This is a genomic window from Salmonella sp. SAL04157, from assembly GCF_046551635.1.
GTDB lineage: Bacteria > Pseudomonadota > Gammaproteobacteria > Enterobacterales > Enterobacteriaceae > Salmonella > Salmonella enterica.
The window spans coordinates 169,388-192,772 of record NZ_JBGDVS010000007.1; the positions used below are offsets into that span (position 1 = coordinate 169,388).

Below are 23,385 nucleotides of genomic sequence, written 5' to 3' on the forward strand. Positions count from 1 at the left end.
CTCTCAAGGTGTATCTAATCGTTTAGTATTAACGGGTTCTGAAAAGGCTTTGTCCACGCCTTTCATCAAGGGAGATAACAGGTATTCCATAATGCTGTGTTTTCCGGTAATTACACTGGCGTCAACAGTCATACCTGGTTTTAACCACCGTAAATCATCTTCATTAACATCGAATGCAATAATTACTTTATAATAACGCTGAATTGTTCCTCCGGTATTTTCCTCATAGGAATCAGGGCTAATATTATCGATAGTCGCATTATACGATTTTATCTTTGGTTGGATAATTGACTGGACATCCAGTTTAACGGCTTCATCTACATATATTTGGTCACGGTATTTGGGTAATATTTTCACATCGGCCAGCATAGTCCTTACTTTTGGTTTTATTTCAAAAAGTAAGTCCGCCGCCTGAATCACACCACCATGAGTAGTGGCACTTTTATTGATTTTATAAATTACACCGTCAACCGGTGAATAGATATCCTCCTCATTTATCTGCTTCTCTATTACTTTTAATGTAGAGTTAACAACCTCAAGTTCCTGAAGATTTTTAGATATTATTTTAGATAAAGATAGTCGCAATTCATTATTAAGCGCCTCAATATCATTAACAACCAACTCAATATCATCTTTTTTTAAAGTGATGCTACTTTCAATATCATTAATTTCAGACTTAACTTTTATATACGCCTGTTTCTTGTTAAGAAAATTGGTATATGGGCTAATTCCTTTTTTTACCAGTGGGGAAAGAATATTTATTTCTTCGGCAAGCAATGCGAGTTCTTTTTCTTTCGAACTCAGCTTCTCTTGTAATCCGCTAATCTCAGAATCAAGAGAGGTTTTTTTTAACTCTTTAGCTCTTATCTGACTATGCACTAATTCAATATTCGCTTTTACCTCTTTATTACTTAAAGAACGGGTGCCATCCAGGGTAATCAATCCACTCTCATTTTCTTTATCAAGAATGAAAGATATTTCGTTAACATCTTTATCCAGATACCCTTTTTGAGTTCTATACCTTTGATATTCTTTTTGCAGATCAAGGTTAACGACCTTTGCAAGGAGTTCTCCTTTTTTTACAGTATCACCCTCGGCTACATAAATATCTTGTATCGTCCCTCCCTTAGAAAGAGATATTAACTGAGCATTATCTTTAGTGGTGATAACGCCCTGACCATGAACCACTGAATTAATTTCTATAAAGTAGGTAAGGATAATAATTAAGATCGTCAAAGAAATAATTATCATCATGAGATGATCGCTTTGTCTTCTATTCATTTCATTACATTTAACTCACTTTCAGTATTTCCTTTTAAATAATCCATTAAATGAAAAATCAATGAGAGTTGCTGTAACTTTAAAATATACAGGCTATATTTGCTGTCGACCATGCTTACATATGCCTGAAATGCTTCATTACGGCTTGAAATTAAATCAAGCAAACTTTTTTGCCCTAACTGAAACTCCTGCTCATATAACTCAGTAAGCTGTAACGCGTTTGTATGTGAACGTTCCGCCACTGAGTAAGTCTCTTTTGCAGCGGTGTATTTTGAAAGTTGTGAATCAATGTTATAACGCGTTTTAATCAAAAAATCGTCAATTTGCAGCTTAGCCTGCGAGTAACTTGCCACCATTTTTCTTTCCTGGGCTGAATTTCTGAACCCATTAAAAATGTTGAAACTGACATTGATACCCGTTTTGAATTCATCTTCATAATCACTTTTTTTGGCACTACCGCTCGGGTTATTCTGTACATAGCTGGAAACGAGATCTACAGTCGGAAAATAGGATGATTTTGCGGCATTAATATCTTCGGTCGCGGCTTTTCGGGTATTGACAAGCATCTTATAGTCATCGTTGTATTTCATCACCATGTCCATAAGTTTTTCAGGGCTTTCGACAAAGATATATTTTTTGAAGAGGTTGAATTTTTCATCGCTTTGAATCTGAACTGGTGATAAATTCAGACCAGTCATATTCTGCATTTTATACATTTCATCATCCAACATCGACTGATACATAATGCTTCTGGTATTTAATGCATCGATAGATACTTGTACTTTACGCATATCAGATTGCATAGCTACACCGGAAGATACCAGCAGCGAAAAAGTTTCCAGCATCTTTTTATAAAACTCTTTCTCCAGATTTACGCCATCAATCATTTCACGATATTTACTGATGTTGTAATAGGTTGTCACAACCTCCTGAGACACTATATTCTTTGTTTTTTCATAGTCAGTTTTACTATTATCTCTTTCATATTCAGATTTCCTGATATTAGCCCCCCTCACTCCAAAATCCGTTATTCGGTATGATAAAGACACCTTATTTTCAACGTTTCTCTCGGTACCTGATGACTCTTTCCTGTTATTATTAAGGCCAGATGTTAGATCCAGGGTAGGATAAAGTGCTGCCCGTGAAAGATCTAAGTCACTGTTTTTCTTTTCAGTCTCATAATATGAAACAGCAACAGAGGGCTGATGCGTTAATGCGGCATTAACTAAATCTCTTAGAGGAATGACCGGAAGCTCGCTGGCGTATGTGCTTTGTGTAATAAAAGCAGTCGTCAGAAAAAACATCTTAATCTTCATTTTTTTCCTCCTTGTTTAACAAACGTTGCTTTACTATTTCCTGGTGCATAGATGTTATTTTTTCCATTAATGGCATATAGGTATCACGGTAGCTAACCATTTCAGCACTAATCTCTTTAGTATTGGCAATAATCTTTTTATCAGTAGCCGATAGATCGGATAGCGCTAAATGAACATTGTTCATATCCTCATCCATTTCTTTTCTCAGCCCATCGAGAGTATGAGAAATATCGGCACTGCCAGCGGCAATATCGTTTATGGTCTTACCATGTGAAAGAGATTCCTGATAACATTTATCAACTGATGCCATTATTGAATCATTCTTTTTGTCTATAATATTTTGTATTGTACTCATTGCCTCCAGTCGTGCATTATTATCAGCAAGCAGGATATTACCTTCAGATAAACGAGAGGTAATTGTTATTACACCGTCAGATAATTTTTTGAGATTTTCGTTACTGCTTACCAGATAACCATCAATCAGCGTAGAAAGTTGTTCCAGTTTTGCTGAGTTATCCAATAGCCGGTTTTGCAAAGTGACAAAGCTATCTGATAGCATCACTCGTTTCTTTTCTTCATCCTGCGTCCGTAAGTTTTCAACTGTCAGGTAGTTATCAAAAAACGCTTTAAACAACTCTTTAAATTCTACAAGCGTCTCTGATTCAACCCGCAGGCTTCGTTGTTTATTATTGGATCTGTTGCTTATGATTTTTAATTTTTTGATTTCCGTAGAAACAAGGGAATAGGAGCTGCGAACAAAAACACTTTGTGAGGTCAGGAGTATGGCGCAAACAACACCATAGATAGAAGATACAAATGCGGTATTCATCCCTTTCAATGGTTCAGAAAGCGACGCTACCATTGTCACGATCATATTGAGTGTATTACTTGCATTATCACCGCCAACATCTGATGGCGAGCTCAATAAATTCCCGATTGAACCAATCGTAATAGACAGACCCGCAAACGTCCCCAACAGGCCAACAAGCGTCGACACATTGCTACAACTCATAATAAATGACAATCGTTGGTTACGGGCGGTAGACACATTGTCATCTAATTCCATCAGCAAATTGAAATCACACTGTTTGGGTTCTCCGGAAAACAAAATCTGATTGAGATTAGAAAGAATACTATTTTTTCTGCTGGCGTCCTGAGCTATTAATATGTCTTTTGCTGAAATATTTTTAAAAATAGTGAATAATGCACACAAAGAGCCTGTAATATAAATGGCAATAATGACTCCATTGTAAATTGCAGAAACCATAAAGTTATCAAAAACATACTCTCTTATACCGGGAAAAGATAAAGCGGAAAAAGGGAGTATGGCAAGGAAAAAACAGACAAACAAATAGCGGTAATGATTTATATATTTCACTCTGACACCTTTTTATTAATAGTCGTGATAATAGCTTTACTCATTGTACTTGATGCTGCGGAGTTAACACTCATGTCAATAACTACATCAGGATATATCTTCTTAATCTCTTTCATTAAAATAATTCCCCGTTCATATCCCAGTCGTAAAGAGTCAGAGAAAGAGATGTCTGCCTGAGGAATAACCATTTCTATCAATAAATTACTATTGATTTTGTCTTCTAACCAAGCCTTTATTTTATGAGTGTCCTCTTCTGAAAAGCTTCTCAGCCTGCCATGATACGTAATAACAAGCTCATTTTTTGTAGATGTTATATCAATTTTCTGACCATCGGCGATATCGTATACTCCAACCTCCTTACCTGACATTGTAGTCATTCCGTCCGACACATCTTGAGTATTCACTTCCTTATTAACTATTTCATTAGGATTTGAATTGTCATTGGCTCCGCTATTTTGAGCAGTAGATTTAGTCTTATTCTCTATATTTGCTTTATAAACTTTAATTGAGTTGTCATACATAATAATCATATTATTAAGTGCAAACACCAACATAAGAAATATAAAAATGCACAATACCGTAGAGAATGTATCAACAAAACTAGGCCACGGATTACTTTCGTCTTCCATGTTGTCTCCTGATATTACATTGTGAATAAAATGTTTTTGTGGATTAGAAAGGATAAAGGATGCTCAACTTATTCAGAAAGTGAACGCTACCGCCCTTGGCTTCCTGCTACCAATACGCTTTATAGATTTCAGTTTTCCTACATCTCGTAATCAGAAAAATAAAAACAATGACGCCATTTTTATGCGCCCACAACAAAGATGAGTGCTTTAATTAAAAACACTCTTCATTTTTTTATTAGGTATACATCAATTATTGCACTAACTATATCTTCCCCAATAATAGGTATCGCATAAGCTCTCAGCTCATAAATAAAAAATAGTCATCAGCAAATTAAAACCACTCGCCGATAAATAGATTTGTTAGCTAATCATTGAAACTCTAAATCATTTTAAGGACATATTTCTTTTTAATACGCGTTATAATCATACGTATTTAATAAATTTGCCTCCAGAGGATAAAATGAATTTTCACAATTAAAACATAGGGTCATAGGGACTTCAATATAACTTAAATCATTAAAAATATAATAAGTGGGGAGTAAAAAATCAGAATTGCGTAAAAAAATACATAAATAAAACCATTTTTTATATAAAGCCAGCTATAAGTAACAAGTTTATCTTCAGCAATTAAAAATAAAGCAAGATGAACATATCATATTTGACCTCATCACAAGCTAAAGCAAACATTTAATTAACTATTGATAATACCGACCATTCTCTAACGTTATTTTATAATATCTTTTTGTTGTCAAAAAATGGCTATAAATTATATATTTTGCAGATGAGATTTCTCTTTCATATTTAAGACAATCCGGGTTATTGCAGTACATTTATGAACTTCGGCTGGATAATGATGTGCCGAGGCGAGTCGGCCAGAGGCGATAAGCGACATTTTTCCGTAAGATATGCGCTTCTCTTTTTTGAAAGGGATACAAAGAGCCTATCCCATTAGGGCTATTTTACTTGCCATTTTGGTCCTGGGCAGTGCTCAAAATCCTCACGTACTACGTGTACGCTCCGGTTTTTGCGCGCTGTCCGTGTCCAAACTGGCTGCGCCAATAACGCCTGGTGGGATAGGCCCTAAGACAATAATACCAGGTAAGAAAATGCCTGGTTTACACCAGGCATTTCAGCAGACGAGAACTATAGCGAAAATGCAAATAACCCTTTGAGTTTTTTACCAAAAATCAGAACGGAATGTCGTCGTCAAAATCCATTGGCGGTTCGTTAGACGGCGCTGGCGCGGATTGCTGTGGACGCGACTGCGCGCCGCCGCTGAACTGGTTGCCGCCCTGCGGCTGCTGAGGTTGTTGCGGTTGACCCCAACCCCCCTGCTGCTGACCGCCTGCCGGTGCGCCGCCGCCCTGGCGACCACCCAGCATCTGCATCACGCCACCGATCTGCGGAACGTTAATTTCAGTCGTATAGCGTTCCTGGCCACTCTGATCGGTCCACTTGCGGGTACGCAATTGACCTTCGATATACACCTGAGAACCTTTACGCAGATATTCGCCGGCCACTTCCGCCAGTTTGCCGAACATCACCACCCGGTGCCATTCAGTCTGCTCTTTCATTTCGCCGGTCTGCTTATCGCGCCAGGATTCAGAAGTAGCCAGCGTTAAGTTGGCGACAGCGCCGCCACTCGGCATATAGCGTACTTCCGGGTCCTGGCCCAGATTACCAACGAGAATCACCTTGTTTACGCCTCTGCTGGCCATAATTGAGTCTCCTGAATACGTTTCATAAATAGTGTAAACGCGTGAGTGTACCATTTCCACGTAGCATTTTAATAGCTGCGATGCAGGTTCCAGGTCACTCGCGCGAACCTCATATTGTTGCATACTTTAGCTGAAGATGCATTCCAATACTGTATATTCAAACAGGTTAAATTGTGTCATAATTAGCCGTTTCTGCCGTTTGTCCTTCAAACAAACCAGGCATCCGAGTCTCTACCGGGAAAGGTGAATGGATAAGATCGAAGTTCGGGGCGCCCGCACCCATAATCTCAAAAATATTAACCTCGTCATCCCACGCGACAAACTGATTGTCGTGACCGGGCTTTCGGGTTCAGGCAAATCCTCACTGGCTTTCGACACTCTGTATGCCGAAGGGCAGCGTCGTTACGTTGAATCGCTCTCCGCTTACGCGCGGCAGTTTTTGTCGCTCATGGAAAAACCGGATGTCGACCATATTGAGGGGCTATCGCCCGCGATCTCAATTGAACAGAAATCGACATCGCACAACCCGCGCTCTACGGTGGGTACTATTACCGAGATCCACGACTACCTGCGCCTGCTGTTTGCCCGCGTGGGCGAACCGCGTTGTCCGGATCATGACGTGCCGCTGGCGGCGCAAACCGTTAGCCAGATGGTCGATAACGTGCTGTCACAGCCGGAAGGCAAACGTCTGATGCTGCTGGCGCCGATTATTAAAGAGCGTAAAGGCGAACACACCAAAACGCTGGAAAATCTGGCAAGCCAGGGTTACATTCGCGCCCGTATTGACGGCGAAGTCTGCGATCTCTCCGATCCGCCGAAGCTGGAGCTGCAAAAGAAACATACCATTGAGGTGGTGATCGATCGCTTCAAAGTTCGCAACGATCTTTCCCAACGCCTGGCGGAGTCATTCGAAACGGCGCTGGAATTATCCGGCGGCACGGCGGTTGTTGCCGATATGGACGATGAGAAAGCGGAGGAGCTTCTGTTCTCCGCCAATTTTGCCTGTCCGATTTGCGGCTACAGTATGCGCGAGCTGGAACCGCGTCTGTTCTCGTTCAACAACCCGGCAGGCGCCTGCCCGACCTGTGACGGCCTCGGCGTTCAGCAATATTTCGATCCGGACCGCGTGATCCAGAATCCCGACCTGTCGCTGGCAGGCGGCGCGATTCGTGGTTGGGATCGTCGCAATTTTTACTACTTTCAAATGCTCAAGTCGCTGGCGGAACACTATAAGTTCGACGTGGATGCGCCGTGGGCAAGCCTCAGCGCCAACGTACACAAAGTCGTGCTGTACGGTTCCGGCAAAGAGAACATCGAATTTAAATATATGAACGATCGCGGCGATACCTCCGTGCGCCGCCATCCGTTCGAAGGCGTGCTGCATAATATGGAGCGCCGTTATAAAGAAACGGAATCCAGCGCGGTGCGCGAAGAGCTAGCGAAATTCATCAGTAATCGCCCCTGCGCCAGCTGTGAGGGAACGCGACTGAATCGCGAAGCGCGCCATGTATTTGTGGAAAATACGCCGCTGCCTGCTATTTCCGATATGAGCATTGGCCATGCGATGGATTTTTTCACTAATCTCAAGCTTTCCGGGCAACGGGCGAAAATCGCCGAAAAAGTGCTAAAAGAGATCGGCGATCGCCTCAAGTTTCTGGTGAACGTCGGCCTGAACTATCTCACGCTCTCCCGCTCGGCAGAAACGCTTTCCGGCGGCGAAGCCCAGCGTATTCGTCTGGCGAGCCAGATAGGCGCCGGGTTAGTCGGCGTGATGTATGTGCTGGATGAACCGTCCATCGGTCTGCACCAGCGCGATAACGAACGGCTGCTGGGTACGCTGATTCATCTGCGCAATCTTGGCAATACCGTGATTGTGGTGGAACACGATGAAGACGCCATCCGTGCCGCCGACCATGTGATTGATATTGGCCCCGGCGCGGGCGTTCACGGCGGCGAGGTGGTGGCGGAAGGCCCGCTGGAAGCCATTATGGCGGTACCGGAATCGCTGACCGGCCAGTACATGAGCGGTAAACGCAAAATTGAAGTGCCGAAACAACGCGTGCCGGCAAATCCAGAAAAAGTGCTCAAACTCACCGGCGCGCGCGGCAATAACCTGAAAGATGTGACCCTTACGCTACCGGTAGGGCTGTTTACCTGTATCACCGGCGTCTCGGGTTCCGGTAAATCAACGCTGATTAACGATACGCTGTTCCCCATCGCCCAGCGTCAGTTAAACGGGGCGACTATCGCCGAACCGGCGCCGTATCGGGATATTCAGGGGCTGGAACATTTCGATAAAGTGATCGATATCGACCAGAGCCCAATCGGGCGCACCCCGCGTTCCAACCCGGCGACCTATACGGGCGTCTTTACCCCGGTTCGCGAGCTTTTTGCTGGCGTGCCGGAGTCTCGCGCGCGCGGCTATACGCCAGGGCGATTCAGCTTCAACGTGCGCGGCGGTCGCTGCGAAGCGTGCCAGGGCGATGGCGTCATTAAAGTCGAAATGCACTTTCTGCCGGATATTTACGTGCCGTGCGACCAGTGCAAAGGCAAGCGCTATAACCGGGAAACGCTGGAGATTAAGTACAAAGGCAAGACCATCCACGAAGTGCTGGATATGACCATTGAAGAAGCGCGTGAGTTCTTTGATGCGGTTCCGGCGCTGGCGCGTAAGCTGCAGACGCTGATGGACGTGGGGCTGACCTATATCCGTCTTGGTCAGTCGGCGACGACGCTTTCCGGCGGCGAGGCTCAGCGCGTGAAGCTGGCGCGCGAACTGTCGAAGCGCGGCACCGGGCAGACGCTGTATATTCTCGACGAGCCGACCACCGGCCTGCACTTTGCTGATATTCAGCAGTTGCTTGACGTTCTGCATCAGTTGCGCGATCAGGGCAACACCATCGTGGTGATCGAACACAACCTGGACGTCATTAAAACGGCGGACTGGATTGTCGACCTCGGCCCGGAAGGCGGCAGCGGCGGCGGCGAAATTCTCGTCTCCGGTACGCCGGAAACCGTGGCGGAGTGCGAGGCGTCGCATACCGCCCGCTTCCTTAAACCTATGCTCAAATAACCTTCACGCCGCTTTCCGATTCGCCGGGAAGCGGCATCATTTTTCCTCATCCCACCTCATTGTATCCGTGTTGAGCATTTGTGATTTGCGTGCCGCCTCGCTCTGACATGTGATAGCGCAAACGGTCTGTTATGGAAAACACCATGAAGTTGCCCTACGCAATCACACTACTGCTGTGCCTGTTTTTATCCGCCTGTACGCTGCCTGACCGCTTTAGCGCCGTGGCTTTTCAACAACTGACGCTATTACAAGCGCGCTCAACCCGCTTCCTGCAGGACGCGGCGCGAATACCGTGGCAAAAAGAGACACTGCTCAAGGATGACCGCGATATCCGCCAGACATTTTTTCAGGCTGAGCGGGTCGCCCGTCAAGGTGGGGATAAACATCGACTCGATAATCTGGCGCTGCTGAAAAATCACTATTTGCGTCTTTATGCGCGGGTTATGCAACGTAAGCAACCACTTACTTACATCCAGGCTGAGAGATACCAACAGCAAAATAATCAGGTCTGGAAATTAGCCATACAGGGTGAGTGTCTGCATTGGGGCGCACGCTGTACTCAGGGAGAAGAAAATGGCGTCTATTAACGAAATACATAACCTGATGACCACCGCCCGGGCCGAACATCCTGTAGCCTCCTCGGCGATTGCCGAGTTTATCCAGGCGTATAAGCAGGCAAGAGAAGACAGCGACGACGGTATACGCGAGTCCGCTGCGTTTATCGCCCGCGCGCTTCAGGAACATGCTCGCGGCTGGCTGGACGACGACGATATGATTATTCTGCTGGAAGGACAGCGGGACCTCGCCAGGCTACGCGCCAATAATGCGCAAATCGCCCTCGACAGCCGTATCCGGTCTACGGTCATCCGCCTCATTGATATCGCCCTGGCGTTGTTGGTCGGCGCGCTATAATCAGGACTGCGGCAACTGCTTGCGTTTATCTTCCGGCAGCGCATTTACCGCCTGTTGATAAGAGGCATCGACCAGATAATAGAGTTGTGAATCCGGCAGCGATCCGTCCAGATAGACCGTGCTCCAGTGCGCTTTATTAAGGTGCCGACTCGGTCGTACATCGCTGTGCTGCTGACGTAACAACTCTGCCAGTTCCGGGCTGGTTTTGAGAGAGGCTGCCGGGCGTCCTTCAACTTCTTTTACCATCGCGAAAAGTACATCTTCCACTTTAATTTGCGTCGCTTTCCAGTCGCTGTGGACGCTCTGCTCTGCGCCAGGTTTTGCCATGCAGTATTGCAGTAATTCCGAAATGGTCATTATCATTCCCCTTGTAGTGTCGCGATGATTTTACGTGGACCGCCGTGAATACGGTGCTCTCCCAACCAGATACCTTGCCATGTTCCTAACTGTAAACGCCCCTGGCGTACAGGCAGCAGCAACGAGACGCCCAATACTGACGACTTAATATGCGAAGGCATGTCATCTGCGCCTTCGTAATCATGTTCATACGCCGCATTATCGGGAACGGTTTTCAGGAAATGGCGCTCCATATCAGCGCGCACGGTGGGATCGCAGTTTTCGTTTAACGTCAGCGAGGCCGAGGTATGTAGTAACAACAGATGCAGCAAACCCGTTTCGACAGGCGGTAAGCCAGACAATTTATCGATAATTTCATCTGTTATCAGATGAAACCCGCGCGGCTTCTCGCTCAGTGTAATGGTGCGCTGATACCACATAGGCTGCTCCTTCCTAAAAACAAACGTCTCCTGAATAGTGTGCAGCAAGTCTGGAAAAGGTAAAAGCCAGCGGGGCAAGTTTGTGCAAAAATCATGCAAAAAAGGAGAGCCTGTCGCTCTCCTGATTTTTAGTACTCCGAGTTGACAATGACTTCCTCGCCAAACGCTCCTGCCTGCGGCAGCGGTTTGTAGGTGGAGTTAGCCGCGCGCAGGATGCGAATACCGCGGATACCACAATCACGAGCCGCAGTAATATCGTTATCCGAATCGCCGTAGAAGATACGCATATTCTTCTCCTGCAGCCACTGAACTTTCGTATTTTGTCCCGGTTTATCGCCGGCGAAAATCACCGGATTCATATTCGCCGCCGGAATATGGAAGTTATCCGCCAGCGTTTTCGACACGGTTTCCGTTTTCGTCTGACTACGACCAGTGACAAAGTAAATACTGTCGCCACGGCGAACATGCATATCAATGAGCTGTCGGGCCACTTCTTTTGGAATACTGAACTCATCCCAGCCGTTGTTCATTTTTTCCCAAAAGGCCGGATTTTTCAGATAATCGTCGCTGTCCGGGGAGTAGGTTTTCTTTCCGCGCCAGAATCCGGGGCTGGAAAATAACACGGTGTCGTCAATATCAAAGCCGACCGCCATCGGCGGGCGTCCGGTGAGGCTGTTTTCAATCTGGGCGACAGAGACCCAATGGACAGGCGCTTGTTCCGCGAGTTTTGCAACGTTAGTGCCCGGATTGAGCGTCGAAGGGGAAGATACTAACGCATTCGCGGAATGGTTTAGCGTAAACAACAAACAGACGGCACTCAGCGCCAGGGTTATTTTTTTCATGCTTTTCCCTTAAAATTCAGAATATTATAGTTATTAAGATGAGTCTTTGCTCAAAAAACTATCTGACCATAACGCCAGTAACGGTCAAAAGGAAGGATTATCTGCGGTTTTGTTACGAAAAAAGAGGATGATCACAACAGCTATTGTCAGGCCGGAGGGCACTGTTATCGCCGTCCGGCCTGAATATTACATGACAGCGGCAAATGCCTTCGCCACGCGGTGTACATTTGAATCATTAAGCCCGGCGACACACATGCGGCCACTGGCAATCAGGTAAACGCCAAACTCATCGCGCAACCGCTCGACCTGCTCCTCGCTTAACCCGGTATAGCTGAACATACCGCGCTGCTCTAACAAGTAATCAAAGTTGCGGTCAGGCATCTCCGCCTTCAGCTCCTTCACCAGCGTCTGGCGCATCGATATAATGCGGTTACGCATCGCGTCGACTTCCGCCAGCCAGCTCGCTTTTAACGCCTCATCGCCCAGGACCGTAGCGACCACCTGAGCGCCGAAACACGGCGGACTGGAGTAAATTCGGCGCACCGTCGCTTTTAGCTGTCCCAGAACCCGCGCGGCAATTTCAGCATCTTCACACACCACGGACAGGCCGCCGACGCGCTCGCCGTACAGCGAGAAAATCTTCGAAAAAGAATTACTGACTAACGCAGGTAACCCGGCGCTGGCAATGGCGCGAATAGCGTAAGCATCCTCGTCCATGCCTGCGCCAAACCCCTGATAGGCAATATCAAGGAACGGAATCAGATCGCGCGCTTTCACTATCTCAATCACCGCATCCCATTGCGAAGGCGTTAAATCCGCCCCGGTCGGGTTGTGACAACAGGGGTGCAGCAGCACGATACTGCGCGCAGGTAACGTATTCAGCGTGGTCAGCAGATCGTTAAAACGGATGCCGTTAGTCGCGTCGTCATACCAGGGGTAAGTACTCACTTCGAATCCTGCCCCGGCAAATATCGCAATATGGTTTTCCCAGGTGGGGTCGCTCACCCATACGCCTGCGTCGGGGAAATAACGCTTCAGGAAATCCGCGCCCACTTTCAGCGCGCCGGAACCGCCTAATGTCTGGATAGTAGCCACGCGCTGTTGCTGAAGAACCGGGTGATCGGCGCCAAAGAGCAAAGGCGCGATAGTATGGCGATAAGTATTGAGTCCTTCCATCGGCAGGTACAGCGAAGCGCCATGCGGCTGCGCGTTAAGCCGGGCTTCGGCTTCGGCCACCGTTTTGAGCTGTGGGATAATCCCGTCTTCGTTGTAATACAGGCCAATGCTCAGATTTACTTTGTCGTGACGGGAGTCGTCTTTAAAACGCTCCATCAGTGAAAGAATCGGATCGCCGGCATAGGCGTCAACTTTTTGAAACACGCGATGGTTCTCCAGGTTTACAGAGGGCAGGAAATAACACAATAAACCGGAAGGACGAGAAGATCGAGAGGATGTTGTGGTGGATGCGCATATTGCCGGATGGCGGCGTGAACGTCTTATCCGGCCTACAGCCAATGCGCGAGACAAGCCGGATAAGCGCAAGCGCCACCCGGCCTGCCGCGTATTTAATCAATATACTTCATCGCCACCCTTGAAGTCAGGCGCGTGATAAGTTCGTAAGCACTTACTTTTGTCATTTCAGCGATACGTTCAACCGGCAGACCTTCGCCCCATAAGACCACCGGATCGCCCGCGTTATCCTGCGCGTTTGGCCCCAAATCCACGCAAATCATATCCATCGCCACCCGCCCGACAATCGGGACTTCACGACCATTGACCAGTACTGGCGTACCGGAAGGCGCCGCTCGTGGGTAGCCATCGCCATAACCCATCGCCACCACGCCCAGGCGCGTGTCGCGCTCACTCACCCATGTCCCGCCGTAGCCCACCGGTTCGCCCGCTTTGTGGTCACGCACCGCGATCAAACTGGAGGTTAAGGACATCACCGGCTGAAAACCAAAATCAGGCCCCCAGGGTTTGTGTTCCAGCGGCGATACGCCATACAAAATGATGCCCGGACGCGCCCAGTCAAAGTGAGACTGCGGCCACAGCAGAATACCGCCAGACGCGGCAATAGAGCGCTGACCGGGTTTACCCTGACAGAAGGCATTAAAAATGTCGAGCTGATGTTCGGTAGCGCCGCATTCCGGCTCATCCGCACGGGCAAAATGGCTGACGATATTCACCGGCTGGCGTACATTTTTACAGTGCGTCAGACGCTGGTAGAACGCCTCCGCCTCTTCGGGACGCACGCCGAGACGATGCATACCGGTATCCAGTTTCATCCAGACCGTTACTGGCTCCGCCAGCTCCACCGCCTCCAGGGCGGCAAGCTGCTCCTGATTATGTACGGCGGTATGCAGACATTGCGCGGAAATGGTCGGCAGATCGGCGGCGTCGAAAAAACCCTCCAGCAGCAGGATAGGCTGCGTGATCCCGCCCACTCGCAGACGTAGAGCCTCTTCAAGACGCGCCACGCCAAAAGCGTCAGCATCAGGGAGCGTTCGCGCGGTCTCCAGAAGACCGTGTCCATAAGCGTTCGCTTTCACCACCGCAACCAGCTTACTGGCAGGCGCCAGTTCACGCAGACGTTGCAGGTTGTGTCGCAGAGCGCGGCGGTTAATGACGACTGTTGCCGCTTGCATTTGAATTCCTTGTTAAAAGAATGACGGAGAGTTACTCATCATCGTATTGCGGTCCCGCATAGTTATCGAAGCGCGACCACTGACCATTGAACGTCAGACGAACCGTACCGATAGGACCGTTACGTTGCTTACCAATAATAATTTCAGCAATGCCTTTTAAGTCGCTGTTCTCGTGATAAACCTCATCACGGTAGATAAACATAATTAAGTCGGCATCCTGTTCAATAGAGCCGGATTCACGCAGGTCGGAGTTCACCGGACGTTTATCCGCGCGTTGTTCCAGAGAGCGGTTAAGCTGTGATAGCGCCACGACCGGCACCTGGAGTTCCTTCGCCAGCGCTTTCAACGAGCGGGAAATTTCGGCGATTTCCAGAGTACGGTTATCAGAAAGCGACGGCACGCGCATCAATTGCAGGTAGTCGATCATAATCAGACTTAACCCGCCATGTTCGCGGAAAATACGCCGCGCGCGCGAACGGACTTCTGTCGGCGTAAGACCTGAGGAGTCGTCAATATACATATTGCGTTTCTCCAGCAGAATGCCCATCGTGCCGGAGATTCGCGCCCAGTCTTCATCATCGAGTTGACCGGTACGAATACGTGTCTGATCGACGCGGGACAGCGAGGCCAGCATACGCATCATGATCTGTTCGCCGGGCATCTCCAGACTGAAGATCAGTACCGGTTTATCCTGCAACATCGCCGCATTTTCGCAGAGGTTCATCGCAAAAGTGGTTTTACCCATGGAGGGACGCGCCGCGACGATAATCAAATCCGAACGCTGTAACCCTGCCGTCTTTTTATTGAGATCCTGATAGCCGGTATCCACGCCTGTAACGCCATCGTGCGGTTGCTGGAACAACTGCTCAATACGCGCCACGGTAGCGTCGAGAATCTGGTCGATGCTTTTCGGGCCTTCGTCTTTGTTGGCCCGGTTTTCCGCGATCTGGAAGACGCGCGACTCCGCCAGATCCAGCAGTTCGTCGCTATTACGCCCCTGTGGATCGTAACCAGCGTCCGCAATTTCATGCGCCACCGCGATCATATCGCGGACCACGGCGCGTTCGCGCACAATGTCCGCATAAGCACTGATATTCGCCGCGCTTGGCGTGTTTTTAGACAACTCCGCCAGATAGGCGAAACCGCCGACGCTGTCCAGTTGGCCCTGCCGCTCCAGCGATTCCGCGAGCGTAATCAGGTCGATAGGACTGCCGCTTTCCTGCAAGCGCCCCATCTCCGTAAAGATATGGCGATGCGGGCGGGTATAGAAATCTTCCGCCACCACGCGCTCGGCCACATCGTCCCAGCGCTCGTTATCCAGCATTAAACCGCCCAACACCGACTGTTCCGCTTCAATCGAGTGCGGCGGTACTTTTATCCCGGCAACCTGCGGATCGCGGTCGCGGGCATCAGTCTGTGGTTTGTTGAAGGGTTTATTTCCTGCCATAGTGAATGGAGTTACCGAGATAGTGATTGGGTCGAAAGATTACCACATTTCTTTTGGAGGAAGCATGGCAACGCGTATTGAATTTCACAAGCATGGTGGTCCGGAAGTGCTTCAGACCGTGGAGTTTACGCCAACGGAACCGGCGGAACACGAAATCCAGGTTGAGAACAAAGCCATTGGTATCAACTTCATCGACACCTATATCCGTAGCGGACTCTATCCGCCCCCGTCGTTGCCTGCGGGCCTGGGAACCGAAGCTGCGGGTGTGGTCAGTAAAGTCGGCAACGGCGTGGAGCACATTCGCGTGGGCGATCGCGTCGTCTACGCGCAGTCAACGCTCGGCGCTTACAGTTCCGTCCATAACGTCCCCGCAGATAAAGCCGCGATTTTACCTGACGCCATTTCCTTCGAACAGGCGGCAGCCTCTTTTCTCAAGGGATTGACCGTTTTTTACCTGTTGCGCAAAACCTATGAAGTGAAACCCGACGAACCCTTCCTGTTTCATGCCGCTGCGGGCGGCGTCGGTCTGATCGCCTGCCAATGGGCGAAAGCGCTGGGCGCGAAGCTTATCGGTACCGTCGGTAGCGCGCAAAAAGCGCAGCGGGCGCTGGACGCCGGCGCCTGGCAGGTAATTAATTACCGTGAGGAGAGCATTGTAGAACGGGTAAAAGAGATCACCGGCGGCAAAAAAGTCCGCGTGGTCTATGACTCCGTGGGGAAAGATACCTGGGAAGCCTCACTGGACTGCCTGCAACGTCGGGGACTGATGGTCAGTTTCGGCAACGCGTCCGGCCCCGTCACCGGCGTGAATTTAGGTATTCTGAATCAGAAAGGTTCCCTGTATGCCACACGACCTTCACTACAGGGGTATATTACGACGCGTGAAGAACTAACCGAAGCCAGCAATGAATTGTTCTCATTGATCGCCAGCGGCGTGATTAAAGTTGATGTGGCTGAAAATCAACGCTATGCGTTAAAAGATGCCCGTCGCGCGCATGAAGTGCTGGAAAGCCGGGCCACACAGGGCTCAAGCCTGCTGATTCCGTAATAGCTCTGCAAAGAAATTGGGCTTCCACCCGGGAAGCCCTTTCTTTTTTTGTTCGGCTGTATGTAGGGTACAGCGCGATGAATTCGTTACCTGCGCAATCATGACAGATTTAATAATCGATTCCTATTTGCCTGTGAGGGCAAAGTTCCAGGTTGTGACGAACCGCTCAATACCTTAGTAAAACCGACGGTTATTGCGCTGATACTGTGGGATTTTTGGCGTTTTTACTGCTTTGATCACCCACACCACAGCCACCGCCAGCAGTAGCCACGGTAACAGCTTGATCATCAGGGCGAACATTCCGCCCAGGAACATGACGGCAGTCGCTACAACCAGCGCGGCCAGAATGCCCAGCAAGGAGACGCCCGTCACCATTAACATCAGAAAAAAGCCAAGCACAAAAAGTAGTTCCAGCATAGTCGCTCCCCATAAAGATGGCATTGCCCGGCGGCACGGCGCTTACCGGGTTTGGTCAGGTAAGCTATTACAAAAATCATGCCAATATTTATGTTTTTGATATATAAAGAAAACGCCCTGCAAGACTGCACAGAGCGTGGTGAGATTGACTAATTTTTGGCGAACTTTTAACGCTTGTCTGCTACCAGTTTTAGCGCCTGCTCCAGTACAGCAACATCCGCGCCAGCTTTATGGGCGTTTTCGCTCAGATAGCGACGCCACTGCCGCGCGCCGGGGATGCCCTGGAACAACCCCAGCATATGGCGAGTGATATGCCCCAGATACGCTCCCTGGCTCAATTCACGCTCAATATAGGGATACATCGCGCGAACCACCGTAACCGGGTCGGCATCGGTGGTATCGGCGCCAAAGATCTCCCGATCCACCGCGGCCAGTATACCCGGATTCTGATAAGCTTCGCGGCCAACCATGACGCCATCCATATGGCGCAGGTGCTCCTTCGCCTCTTCCAGCGATTTGATGCCGCCGTTAATGGACATGGTCAGGTGCGGAAAATCCCGCTTTAGCTGATAGACGCGCGGGTAATCCAGCGGCGGGATCTCACGATTTTCTTTCGGGCTTAAGCCAGAAAGCCAGGCTTTGCGCGCATGGATAATAAACATCTCGCATTCGCCCTGACCGGAAACCGTATCGATGAAATCACACAGAAACGCATAACTGTCCTGATCGTCAATACCAATGCGGGTTTTTACCGTCACCGGAATCGAGACGACATCACGCATGGCTTTAACACAATCGGCGACCAGTTGCGCATTGCCCATCAAACAGGCGCCAAACATACCGTTTTGCACGCGATCGGAGGGGCACCCTACGTTGAGGTTAATTTCATCGTAGCCACGCGCTTCCGCCAGCTTTGCACAATGCGCAAGCTGAGCCGGATCGCTTCCACCAAGCTGTAGAGCGACCGGATGCTCTTCTTCGCTGTAAGCCAGATAGTCACCCTTACCGTGAATAATCGCGCCCGTGGTCACCATTTCGGTGTAGAGCAGCGTCTGGCGAGACAGCAAACGCAGGAAATAGCGGCAATGTCTGTCCGTCCAGTCGAGCATAGGCGCGATGGAGAAGCGATAAGCAGGAAAAGCGGAGGACTGGGTTTCAGGCTGCATGGCGAATAAATAAGCATCCGGTTAAAAAAGGGCGTTACTATAGCATAACGCTAAACCGGAGGCGTAGCGCCTCCGGTGAAAGCACCTCAGAATGTCATTGTAAGCTGCGCGCCTGCCCCCCAGGTTTCATCTTCGCCGTACAGTCCCATTAAGTCGAGATGCACACGGTTAAAGGGCGCAAAACCAAGACCGCCGGTAACTACATTGCTATCGTTATTTTTCACATCCGCACGATACCCTGCGCGCACCGCCAGCCATGACAACGGTCGAACTTCAGCGCCGACACCCACGTACTGTGAATTGTCTTCGCTCTTAAAGCCTTTCGTTTCCGTCAGATCGCCATCGGCGCTTACGGTCAGCAAATCGTTATGCCATGCGACGCCCGCGGTAACCAGGGGGCGGATTTGGTATGTATCTTTGTAGTTGGTGGTTTCTCCCGTCATACCATTAGTGATGTAAATATCTTTCGTATCGATATCGCGAGATACCAAATTTTGCCCGCTCAGCCCCAGCGTCCAGTTTTCACCGATATCGGCAGCAAGCCCCGCATCAATATTAAAACCCGTATCGTCATTGCGATAACGGCTGCTATTCCAGTCGCTACTGTCGTAGTTATAAATTGAGGTGGTGTAGTTATAGAGCCAGGTTTTTTGCAGTTTTGGCGTAACGCCAATGGAAACAGGCACCTCGCCCATCACAAACTGCTTCGCCAGCGCAATACCGTAGTCAGATACAATCGCTACCCGCCCCGACGCGGTAGAGTTTAAATGCTTTGTAATTTCGTCAGACCCCAGCAAAGCAGCGCGTCCTGCTTCACGAAGCGCGACACGTTCATCATGCTGGATATCGCGCAGATACTGAATATCGTTCTGATCAATGGACGAACTGACGCGCCCATGCGCATAACCTTTGGCGATAAACGCCACGGAAAGCGTTTGCCCTGGAATACTTACCGCCAACCCGGCGCCGGCATTGGCGCGGGCGGTTTTTCCGTTGAGATATTCCAGCTCATCGGCCAGGTCGCGCGCGGCGCCCTGAAATTGACTCAGCACGCCTCGCGGATTGAGTAGAATTTGCCCCAGCGTAAGGTTATCGACGACCTCATCGTAGTAATCCACTTTATCGCTGATATCGTCAATTTCATCCTGGAGATTGTCTTTATCCGTAATCTGGACGCCGACCGCAGGAAGGACAACAGTGATATTGTCTTCCGGTTTGGCTTTTGCCAGTAACGCCGGATTTAACAGTACTCCGCTGCCATAATTCGCGGACGCAACGCCCGTCCCGCCCATTGCGTCATTACGCGCTTCCGTCCAGGTATTGGCGGCGCTCGCCTGCTTTGCCATAAAAAGCGAGACCGCGATAGCAATCAGTGAAAGTTTGACGTTTTTGTTCACAGTTAGCCCATCTTATTATCAGGTGAAGTAATCCCTCCGCCACGCTTTACCGGACAGAGGCGAACTATTGCTGTGAAATAGTGATGTTAAATCCTGTTGTTATAATATCGACCCTCATTATGTATAGATGAGAATACTGGCGCGGAAAAGCTTAGCAGGCGATATATTGTCGCGGGGTAATTTCAGAGTTTTAAGCAGCTCGTGGTAAAGTAACGGATTAGACTTTCATGCCATTCGAGGTGCTACATGGAAAAGACCACAACGCAAGAGTTACTGGCGCAAGCTGAAAAACTCTGCGCGCAGCGCAACGTGCGCCTGACGCCTCAGCGCCTCGAAGTGCTGCGCCTGATGAGTCTGCAGCAGGGTGCCATCAGCGCATACGATTTGCTCGATTTGCTGCGCGAAACGGAACCACAGGCCAAACCGCCCACTATCTACCGCGCGCTGGATTTTTTGCTCGAACAGGGTTTTGTCCATAAAGTGGAATCCACCAATAGTTACGTGGTTTGCCACCTGTTCGACCAGCCAACGCACAGCTCGGCCATGTTTATCTGCGATCGTTGCGGCGTGGTGAAGGAAGAGTGTGCCGAGGGCGTGGAAGACATCATGCATACGCTGGCGGCTAAAATGGGCTTTGCGCTACGACATAACGTTATTGAGGCGCACGGTCTGTGCCCTGCGTGCGTAGAAGTGGAAGCGTGTCGCCATCCGGGCGACTGTGGTCACGATCACTCGGTGCTGGTGAAGAAAAAACCGCGTTAGCCTGAACGGAAAAACGGGCGGCAGTAGAGAGGGGCACGCCCGCATTCATAAGCAAACAGTGGGAAGCACATCCATGTACTCCTGGTAGGGGAAAACATATTACCAGCGATAGTTGTTACGGGTTTCCCAGTCAACAACCTCTTTTTCCGCCTGATCTTTCTGGTAACCGTAACGCTCCTGGATTTTACCTACCAGTTGGTCACGTTTACCTTCGATAACGGTCATATCGTCATCGGTCAGTTTGCCCCATTGTTCTTTCATTTTACCTTTAAACTGTTTCCAGTTACCGCCGGCTTCGTCTTTATTCATCATCTTGTCCTCATCATTCGGTTAGGAATAGCAGGTGTTATTCGCCCAAATGCACTGCAATTTCTGCTGGACGTGATAATAATTGTAGGCAGGAATTCGGCCTTCGGTTTTATATTCAGAATTTTTAACCGTCACGATCTGGCAAACCATGTACCCTCGCGCCAGTGACGACGCCAGATAAGGCTCAACGACAGACCGCGAAGCGCCAGGAACACGGTTAATGCCAGCCATAAACCATGATTTCCTAATACCGGCAGGGCGAAGAGCGTCAGCGCAAATCCTCCCGCGGCGACTGCCATGCTATTGCGCATTTCGGCGGCGCGCGTCGCGCCAATAAACATACCGTCGAGCAGATAGCACCATACGCCCACCAGCGGTAATACCACCTGCCAGATAAGATACCGATCCGCCAGTAGCTGTATTTGCGGCAATGAGGTCAGTAACGCGACAATATGTTCGCCTGCCAGGGCATAGACTGTGGAAAACAACAAGGCCACAATTCCCGACTGACGACACGCCGCTCGCCAGACGTCCAGTAGCTTGCTACCGTCACGCGCGCCGTAAGCCTGACCGGAGTGCGCCTCCACCGCATAAGCAAAACCGTCCAGCGCATAGGCCGTAAAGGTGAGTAAGGTCATCAGGACTGCATTTACCGCGATAATATCGCTGCCCAGCCGCGCGCCTGACACCGTGATTGCGCCAAAACAAAGCTGAAGGAGCAATGAGCGCAGCATGATATCGCGATTGAGCGCCAAAAGGCGGCGCACGTTGCCGCGCCAGGCCTGTTTTAGCATATCCAGCGACACACCGCGGAGATGGAGAACTTTACGTACCATCATGAGGCCGATCAGTAACGTGGCATATTCTGCGATGACCGTCGCCAGGGCGGCGCCCTGCACGTTCATATGAAGTCCCATTACCAGCCACAGGTCGAGCGCGATGTTGAGGATATTGCCCACGACCAACAAGATAACCGGCGCCCGCGCATATTGAACGCCTAACAGCCACCCGAGCAGCACCAGATTCGCCAGTGACGCGGGAGCGCTTAGCCAACGAATTTCAAGGAAGCGTCTCGCCTGCACCAGGACAGCGTCGTTCCCGCCGACAATATGTAAAGCCAGCTCGATAAGCGGCGTGCGAAATAGCACAATCATCACGCCAGCGCCCAGCGCCAGCAATAACGGTTGAATGAGCGCCCGGGCTAACGCCTGCGGATTTTTGGCGCCAAATGCCTGCGCCGTTAGTCCGGTGGTGCTCATACGTAGAAATAGCAGCAGCATGAAAAGAAAGCTGGTGGCAGTCGCGCCCACCGCCACGCCGCCAAGGAAAACCGGGCTGTCCAGATGACCAATCACCGCCGTATCGACCAGCCCCAGTAAGGGGACGGTGATGTTAGAAAAAATCATCGGCAGCGCGAGACGCCAGAGAGCTTTATCAGAGGAGGTAAAAAGCGGCATGGAGAAAAGCCTGACAAGGAGTTAAAGGAAACGAGCGCATTGCCGGATGGCGACGTAACGCCTTATCCGGCCTACAAATTAATCATCTCAGGAACTGCATTCCCGTGGGCCTGATAAGCGCAGCGCCATCAGGCTGCACGATTGCCGGATGACGGCTTACAAGGAGATTAAAACGAGATTACAACCATTCCCCGTTGCGAATGACGCCTACCGCCAGCCCTTCAATCGTAAAGCTTTGTTCGCGCAGATCCACCACTATCGGTGTAAACTCGCTGTTTTCCGGCAGCAGCTCCACTTTATTGCCCTGCTTTTTCAGCCGTTTTACTGTCACTTCATCGTCAATGCGAGCGACAACCACCTGGCCATTACGGACGTCCTGCGTTTTATGTACCGCCAGCAAATCCCCATCCATAATACCGATGTCTTTCATCGACATACCGCTCACGCGCAGCAGGAAATCGGCGCTGGGTTTGAACAGTGAAGGGTCGACCTGGTAATGGCCTTCAATATGCTGCTGCGCCAGAAGCGGTTCACCCGCCGCGACACGCCCGACAAGCGGTAATCCGCCCTCTTCTTCCTGTAACAGACGGATACCTCGCGATGCGCCGGAAACGATTTCAAGCACCCCTTTGCGCGCCAGCGCTTTAAGGTGTTCTTCCGCAGCGTTTGGGGAACGGAACCCCAAACGCTGCGCGATTTCCGCACGCGTCGGTGGCATACCTGTCTGGCTGATGTGATCCCGGATGAGATCAAACACCTCTTGTTGCCTGGCCGTTAACGCTTTCATTCCGCCCCCTGGGTGTATATACAGT

At 49.6% G+C, this 23,385-nt stretch carries 23 protein-coding genes; 5 read left to right on the forward strand and 18 right to left on the reverse strand.

Annotated elements, in window-relative coordinates:
- Positions 1-3: 3 nt before the first annotated feature.
- The 5 genes from siiD to ssb1 all read right to left on the reverse strand — a co-directional run bounded on the left by siiD (position 4) and on the right by ssb1 (position 6,322).
- On the reverse strand, positions 4-1,281 hold the full coding sequence (gene siiD, locus ACLJRE_RS16555; protein WP_001081935.1) for an SPI-4 type I secretion system protein SiiD: 1,278 nt from the start codon (positions 1,279-1,281) through the stop codon (positions 4-6).
- A complete protein-coding gene (gene siiC, locus ACLJRE_RS16560) occupies positions 1,278-2,597 on the reverse strand; it encodes an SPI-4 type I secretion system protein SiiC (protein WP_023212850.1) in 1,320 nt (439 codons plus the stop codon). Before siiC ends, siiD begins: the two co-directional genes overlap by 4 nt.
- Positions 2,587-3,975, reverse strand: a complete 1,389-nt coding sequence (locus tag ACLJRE_RS16565; RefSeq protein ID WP_000875198.1) for a MotA/TolQ/ExbB proton channel family protein — start codon at positions 3,973-3,975, stop codon at positions 2,587-2,589. The genes siiC and ACLJRE_RS16565 overlap by 11 nt, the downstream gene beginning before the upstream one ends.
- Positions 3,972-4,604 (reverse strand): SPI-4 type I secretion system auxiliary protein SiiA, encoded by a 633-nt coding sequence (gene siiA / locus ACLJRE_RS16570; RefSeq protein WP_000389239.1) that lies wholly within the window; start codon positions 4,602-4,604, stop codon positions 3,972-3,974. Before siiA ends, ACLJRE_RS16565 begins: the two co-directional genes overlap by 4 nt.
- Positions 4,605-5,791: 1,187 nt before the next feature.
- Positions 5,792-6,322, reverse strand: a complete 531-nt coding sequence (ssb1, locus tag ACLJRE_RS16575) for a single-stranded DNA-binding protein SSB1 (RefSeq protein ID WP_000168322.1) — start codon at positions 6,320-6,322, stop codon at positions 5,792-5,794.
- A gap of 247 nt (positions 6,323-6,569) precedes the next feature.
- Between ssb1 and uvrA the strand changes: the two genes are divergently transcribed.
- From uvrA to ACLJRE_RS16590, 3 genes are all read left to right on the forward strand, one after another.
- Positions 6,570-9,395: an excinuclease ABC subunit UvrA gene (uvrA, locus tag ACLJRE_RS16580; protein ID WP_000357722.1), complete on the forward strand. Its 2,826-nt coding sequence runs from the start codon at positions 6,570-6,572 to the stop codon at positions 9,393-9,395.
- A gap of 131 nt (positions 9,396-9,526) precedes the next feature.
- Entirely contained in the window at positions 9,527-9,982 is a 456-nt protein-coding gene (locus tag ACLJRE_RS16585; RefSeq protein WP_000432213.1) for a hypothetical protein, read from the forward strand.
- The gene (locus tag ACLJRE_RS16590; RefSeq protein WP_000146586.1) at positions 9,969-10,307 is read left to right on the forward strand and encodes a hypothetical protein; all 339 of its coding nucleotides are present in this window, start codon (positions 9,969-9,971) and stop codon (positions 10,305-10,307) included. Before ACLJRE_RS16585 ends, ACLJRE_RS16590 begins: the two co-directional genes overlap by 14 nt.
- On the opposite strand, the gene ACLJRE_RS16595 is transcribed toward ACLJRE_RS16590, so the two are convergent.
- The 6 genes from ACLJRE_RS16595 to dnaB form a co-directional block, all read right to left on the reverse strand.
- Positions 10,308-10,664 (reverse strand): MmcQ/YjbR family DNA-binding protein, encoded by a 357-nt coding sequence (locus tag ACLJRE_RS16595; protein WP_000155665.1) that lies wholly within the window; start codon positions 10,662-10,664, stop codon positions 10,308-10,310. It abuts the gene before it with no gap.
- 2 nt (positions 10,665-10,666) lie between these two features.
- Positions 10,667-11,083, reverse strand: a complete 417-nt coding sequence (locus ACLJRE_RS16600; protein WP_000270392.1) for a secondary thiamine-phosphate synthase enzyme YjbQ — start codon at positions 11,081-11,083, stop codon at positions 10,667-10,669.
- A 128-nt stretch (positions 11,084-11,211) separates the two neighbouring features.
- Positions 11,212-11,925: an acid phosphatase AphA gene (gene aphA, locus ACLJRE_RS16605; RefSeq protein ID WP_000724436.1), complete on the reverse strand. Its 714-nt coding sequence runs from the start codon at positions 11,923-11,925 to the stop codon at positions 11,212-11,214.
- Between the two features lie 186 nt (positions 11,926-12,111).
- Entirely contained in the window at positions 12,112-13,305 is a 1,194-nt protein-coding gene (tyrB, locus tag ACLJRE_RS16610; protein ID WP_023212851.1) for an aromatic amino acid transaminase, read from the reverse strand.
- A 185-nt stretch (positions 13,306-13,490) separates the two neighbouring features.
- Positions 13,491-14,570, reverse strand: coding sequence for an alanine racemase (gene alr, locus ACLJRE_RS16615; protein ID WP_023212852.1), 1,080 nt, complete (start codon positions 14,568-14,570; stop codon positions 13,491-13,493).
- A 31-nt stretch (positions 14,571-14,601) separates the two neighbouring features.
- The gene (gene dnaB / locus ACLJRE_RS16620; RefSeq protein ID WP_000918353.1) at positions 14,602-16,017 is read right to left on the reverse strand and encodes a replicative DNA helicase; all 1,416 of its coding nucleotides are present in this window, start codon (positions 16,015-16,017) and stop codon (positions 14,602-14,604) included.
- A 64-nt stretch (positions 16,018-16,081) separates the two neighbouring features.
- Here dnaB and ACLJRE_RS16625 point away from each other — a divergent pair, with 64 nt between their 5' ends.
- The gene (locus ACLJRE_RS16625; protein ID WP_000235555.1) at positions 16,082-17,065 is read left to right on the forward strand and encodes a quinone oxidoreductase; all 984 of its coding nucleotides are present in this window, start codon (positions 16,082-16,084) and stop codon (positions 17,063-17,065) included.
- A 174-nt stretch (positions 17,066-17,239) separates the two neighbouring features.
- Here the strand turns inward: ACLJRE_RS16625 and pspG are convergent, their stop codons facing one another.
- The 3 genes from pspG to ACLJRE_RS16640 form a co-directional block, all read right to left on the reverse strand.
- Positions 17,240-17,482: an envelope stress response protein PspG gene (gene pspG / locus ACLJRE_RS16630; RefSeq protein ID WP_000891414.1), complete on the reverse strand. Its 243-nt coding sequence runs from the start codon at positions 17,480-17,482 to the stop codon at positions 17,240-17,242.
- Positions 17,483-17,649: 167 nt separating this feature from the next.
- Positions 17,650-18,648 carry a tRNA dihydrouridine(20/20a) synthase DusA gene (gene dusA / locus ACLJRE_RS16635; RefSeq protein ID WP_023212853.1) on the reverse strand — a complete coding sequence of 333 codons (999 nt, stop codon included), beginning with the start codon at positions 18,646-18,648 and terminating at the stop codon, positions 17,650-17,652.
- Between the two features lie 86 nt (positions 18,649-18,734).
- Positions 18,735-20,045, reverse strand: coding sequence for a conjugal transfer protein TraF (locus ACLJRE_RS16640; RefSeq protein WP_001039341.1), 1,311 nt, complete (start codon positions 20,043-20,045; stop codon positions 18,735-18,737).
- Positions 20,046-20,291: 246 nt separating this feature from the next.
- Here ACLJRE_RS16640 and zur point away from each other — a divergent pair, with 246 nt between their 5' ends.
- Positions 20,292-20,807, forward strand: coding sequence for a zinc uptake transcriptional repressor Zur (gene zur, locus ACLJRE_RS16645; RefSeq protein ID WP_000416271.1), 516 nt, complete (start codon positions 20,292-20,294; stop codon positions 20,805-20,807).
- Between the two features lie 99 nt (positions 20,808-20,906).
- On the opposite strand, the gene ACLJRE_RS16650 is transcribed toward zur, so the two are convergent.
- From ACLJRE_RS16650 to lexA, 4 genes are all read right to left on the reverse strand, one after another.
- On the reverse strand, positions 20,907-21,116 hold the full coding sequence (locus ACLJRE_RS16650; RefSeq protein WP_001030592.1) for a CsbD family protein: 210 nt from the start codon (positions 21,114-21,116) through the stop codon (positions 20,907-20,909).
- Positions 21,117-21,137: 21 nt separating this feature from the next.
- On the reverse strand, positions 21,138-21,251 hold the full coding sequence (locus tag ACLJRE_RS16655) for a hypothetical protein (protein WP_001575282.1): 114 nt from the start codon (positions 21,249-21,251) through the stop codon (positions 21,138-21,140).
- Positions 21,248-22,573, reverse strand: coding sequence for an MATE family efflux transporter DinF (dinF, locus tag ACLJRE_RS16660; protein ID WP_001128113.1), 1,326 nt, complete (start codon positions 22,571-22,573; stop codon positions 21,248-21,250). Before dinF ends, ACLJRE_RS16655 begins: the two co-directional genes overlap by 4 nt.
- Before the next feature lie 178 nt (positions 22,574-22,751).
- Positions 22,752-23,360, reverse strand: coding sequence for a transcriptional repressor LexA (gene lexA / locus ACLJRE_RS16665; protein ID WP_023212854.1), 609 nt, complete (start codon positions 23,358-23,360; stop codon positions 22,752-22,754).
- Between the last annotated feature and the right edge of the window lie 25 nt (positions 23,361-23,385).

Bases quoted from the DNA above. Each gene is read 5' to 3' on its own strand.
- siiD (WP_001081935.1), bottom strand. From the start codon at position 1,281: ATGAATAGAAGACAAAGCGATCATCTCATGATGATAATTATTTCTTTG.
- siiC (WP_023212850.1), bottom strand. From the start codon at position 2,597: ATGAAGATTAAGATGTTTTTTCTGACGACTGCTTTTATTACACAAAGC.
- siiA (WP_000389239.1), bottom strand. From the start codon at position 4,604: ATGGAAGACGAAAGTAATCCGTGGCCTAGTTTTGTTGATACATTCTCT.
- ssb1 (WP_000168322.1), bottom strand. From the start codon at position 6,322: ATGGCCAGCAGAGGCGTAAACAAGGTGATTCTCGTTGGTAATCTGGGC.
- uvrA (WP_000357722.1), top strand. From the start codon at position 6,570: ATGGATAAGATCGAAGTTCGGGGCGCCCGCACCCATAATCTCAAAAAT.
- ACLJRE_RS16585 (WP_000432213.1), top strand. From the start codon at position 9,527: ATGGAAAACACCATGAAGTTGCCCTACGCAATCACACTACTGCTGTGC.
- ACLJRE_RS16590 (WP_000146586.1), top strand. From the start codon at position 9,969: ATGGCGTCTATTAACGAAATACATAACCTGATGACCACCGCCCGGGCC.
- ACLJRE_RS16595 (WP_000155665.1), bottom strand. From the start codon at position 10,664: ATGACCATTTCGGAATTACTGCAATACTGCATGGCAAAACCTGGCGCA.
- ACLJRE_RS16600 (WP_000270392.1), bottom strand. From the start codon at position 11,083: ATGTGGTATCAGCGCACCATTACACTGAGCGAGAAGCCGCGCGGGTTT.
- aphA (WP_000724436.1), bottom strand. From the start codon at position 11,925: ATGAAAAAAATAACCCTGGCGCTGAGTGCCGTCTGTTTGTTGTTTACG.
- alr (WP_023212852.1), bottom strand. From the start codon at position 14,570: ATGCAAGCGGCAACAGTCGTCATTAACCGCCGCGCTCTGCGACACAAC.
- dnaB (WP_000918353.1), bottom strand. From the start codon at position 16,017: ATGGCAGGAAATAAACCCTTCAACAAACCACAGACTGATGCCCGCGAC.
- ACLJRE_RS16625 (WP_000235555.1), top strand. From the start codon at position 16,082: ATGGCAACGCGTATTGAATTTCACAAGCATGGTGGTCCGGAAGTGCTT.
- pspG (WP_000891414.1), bottom strand. From the start codon at position 17,482: ATGCTGGAACTACTTTTTGTGCTTGGCTTTTTTCTGATGTTAATGGTG.
- dusA (WP_023212853.1), bottom strand. From the start codon at position 18,648: ATGCAGCCTGAAACCCAGTCCTCCGCTTTTCCTGCTTATCGCTTCTCC.
- zur (WP_000416271.1), top strand. From the start codon at position 20,292: ATGGAAAAGACCACAACGCAAGAGTTACTGGCGCAAGCTGAAAAACTC.
- ACLJRE_RS16650 (WP_001030592.1), bottom strand. From the start codon at position 21,116: ATGAATAAAGACGAAGCCGGCGGTAACTGGAAACAGTTTAAAGGTAAA.
- dinF (WP_001128113.1), bottom strand. From the start codon at position 22,573: ATGCCGCTTTTTACCTCCTCTGATAAAGCTCTCTGGCGTCTCGCGCTG.
- lexA (WP_023212854.1), bottom strand. From the start codon at position 23,360: ATGAAAGCGTTAACGGCCAGGCAACAAGAGGTGTTTGATCTCATCCGG.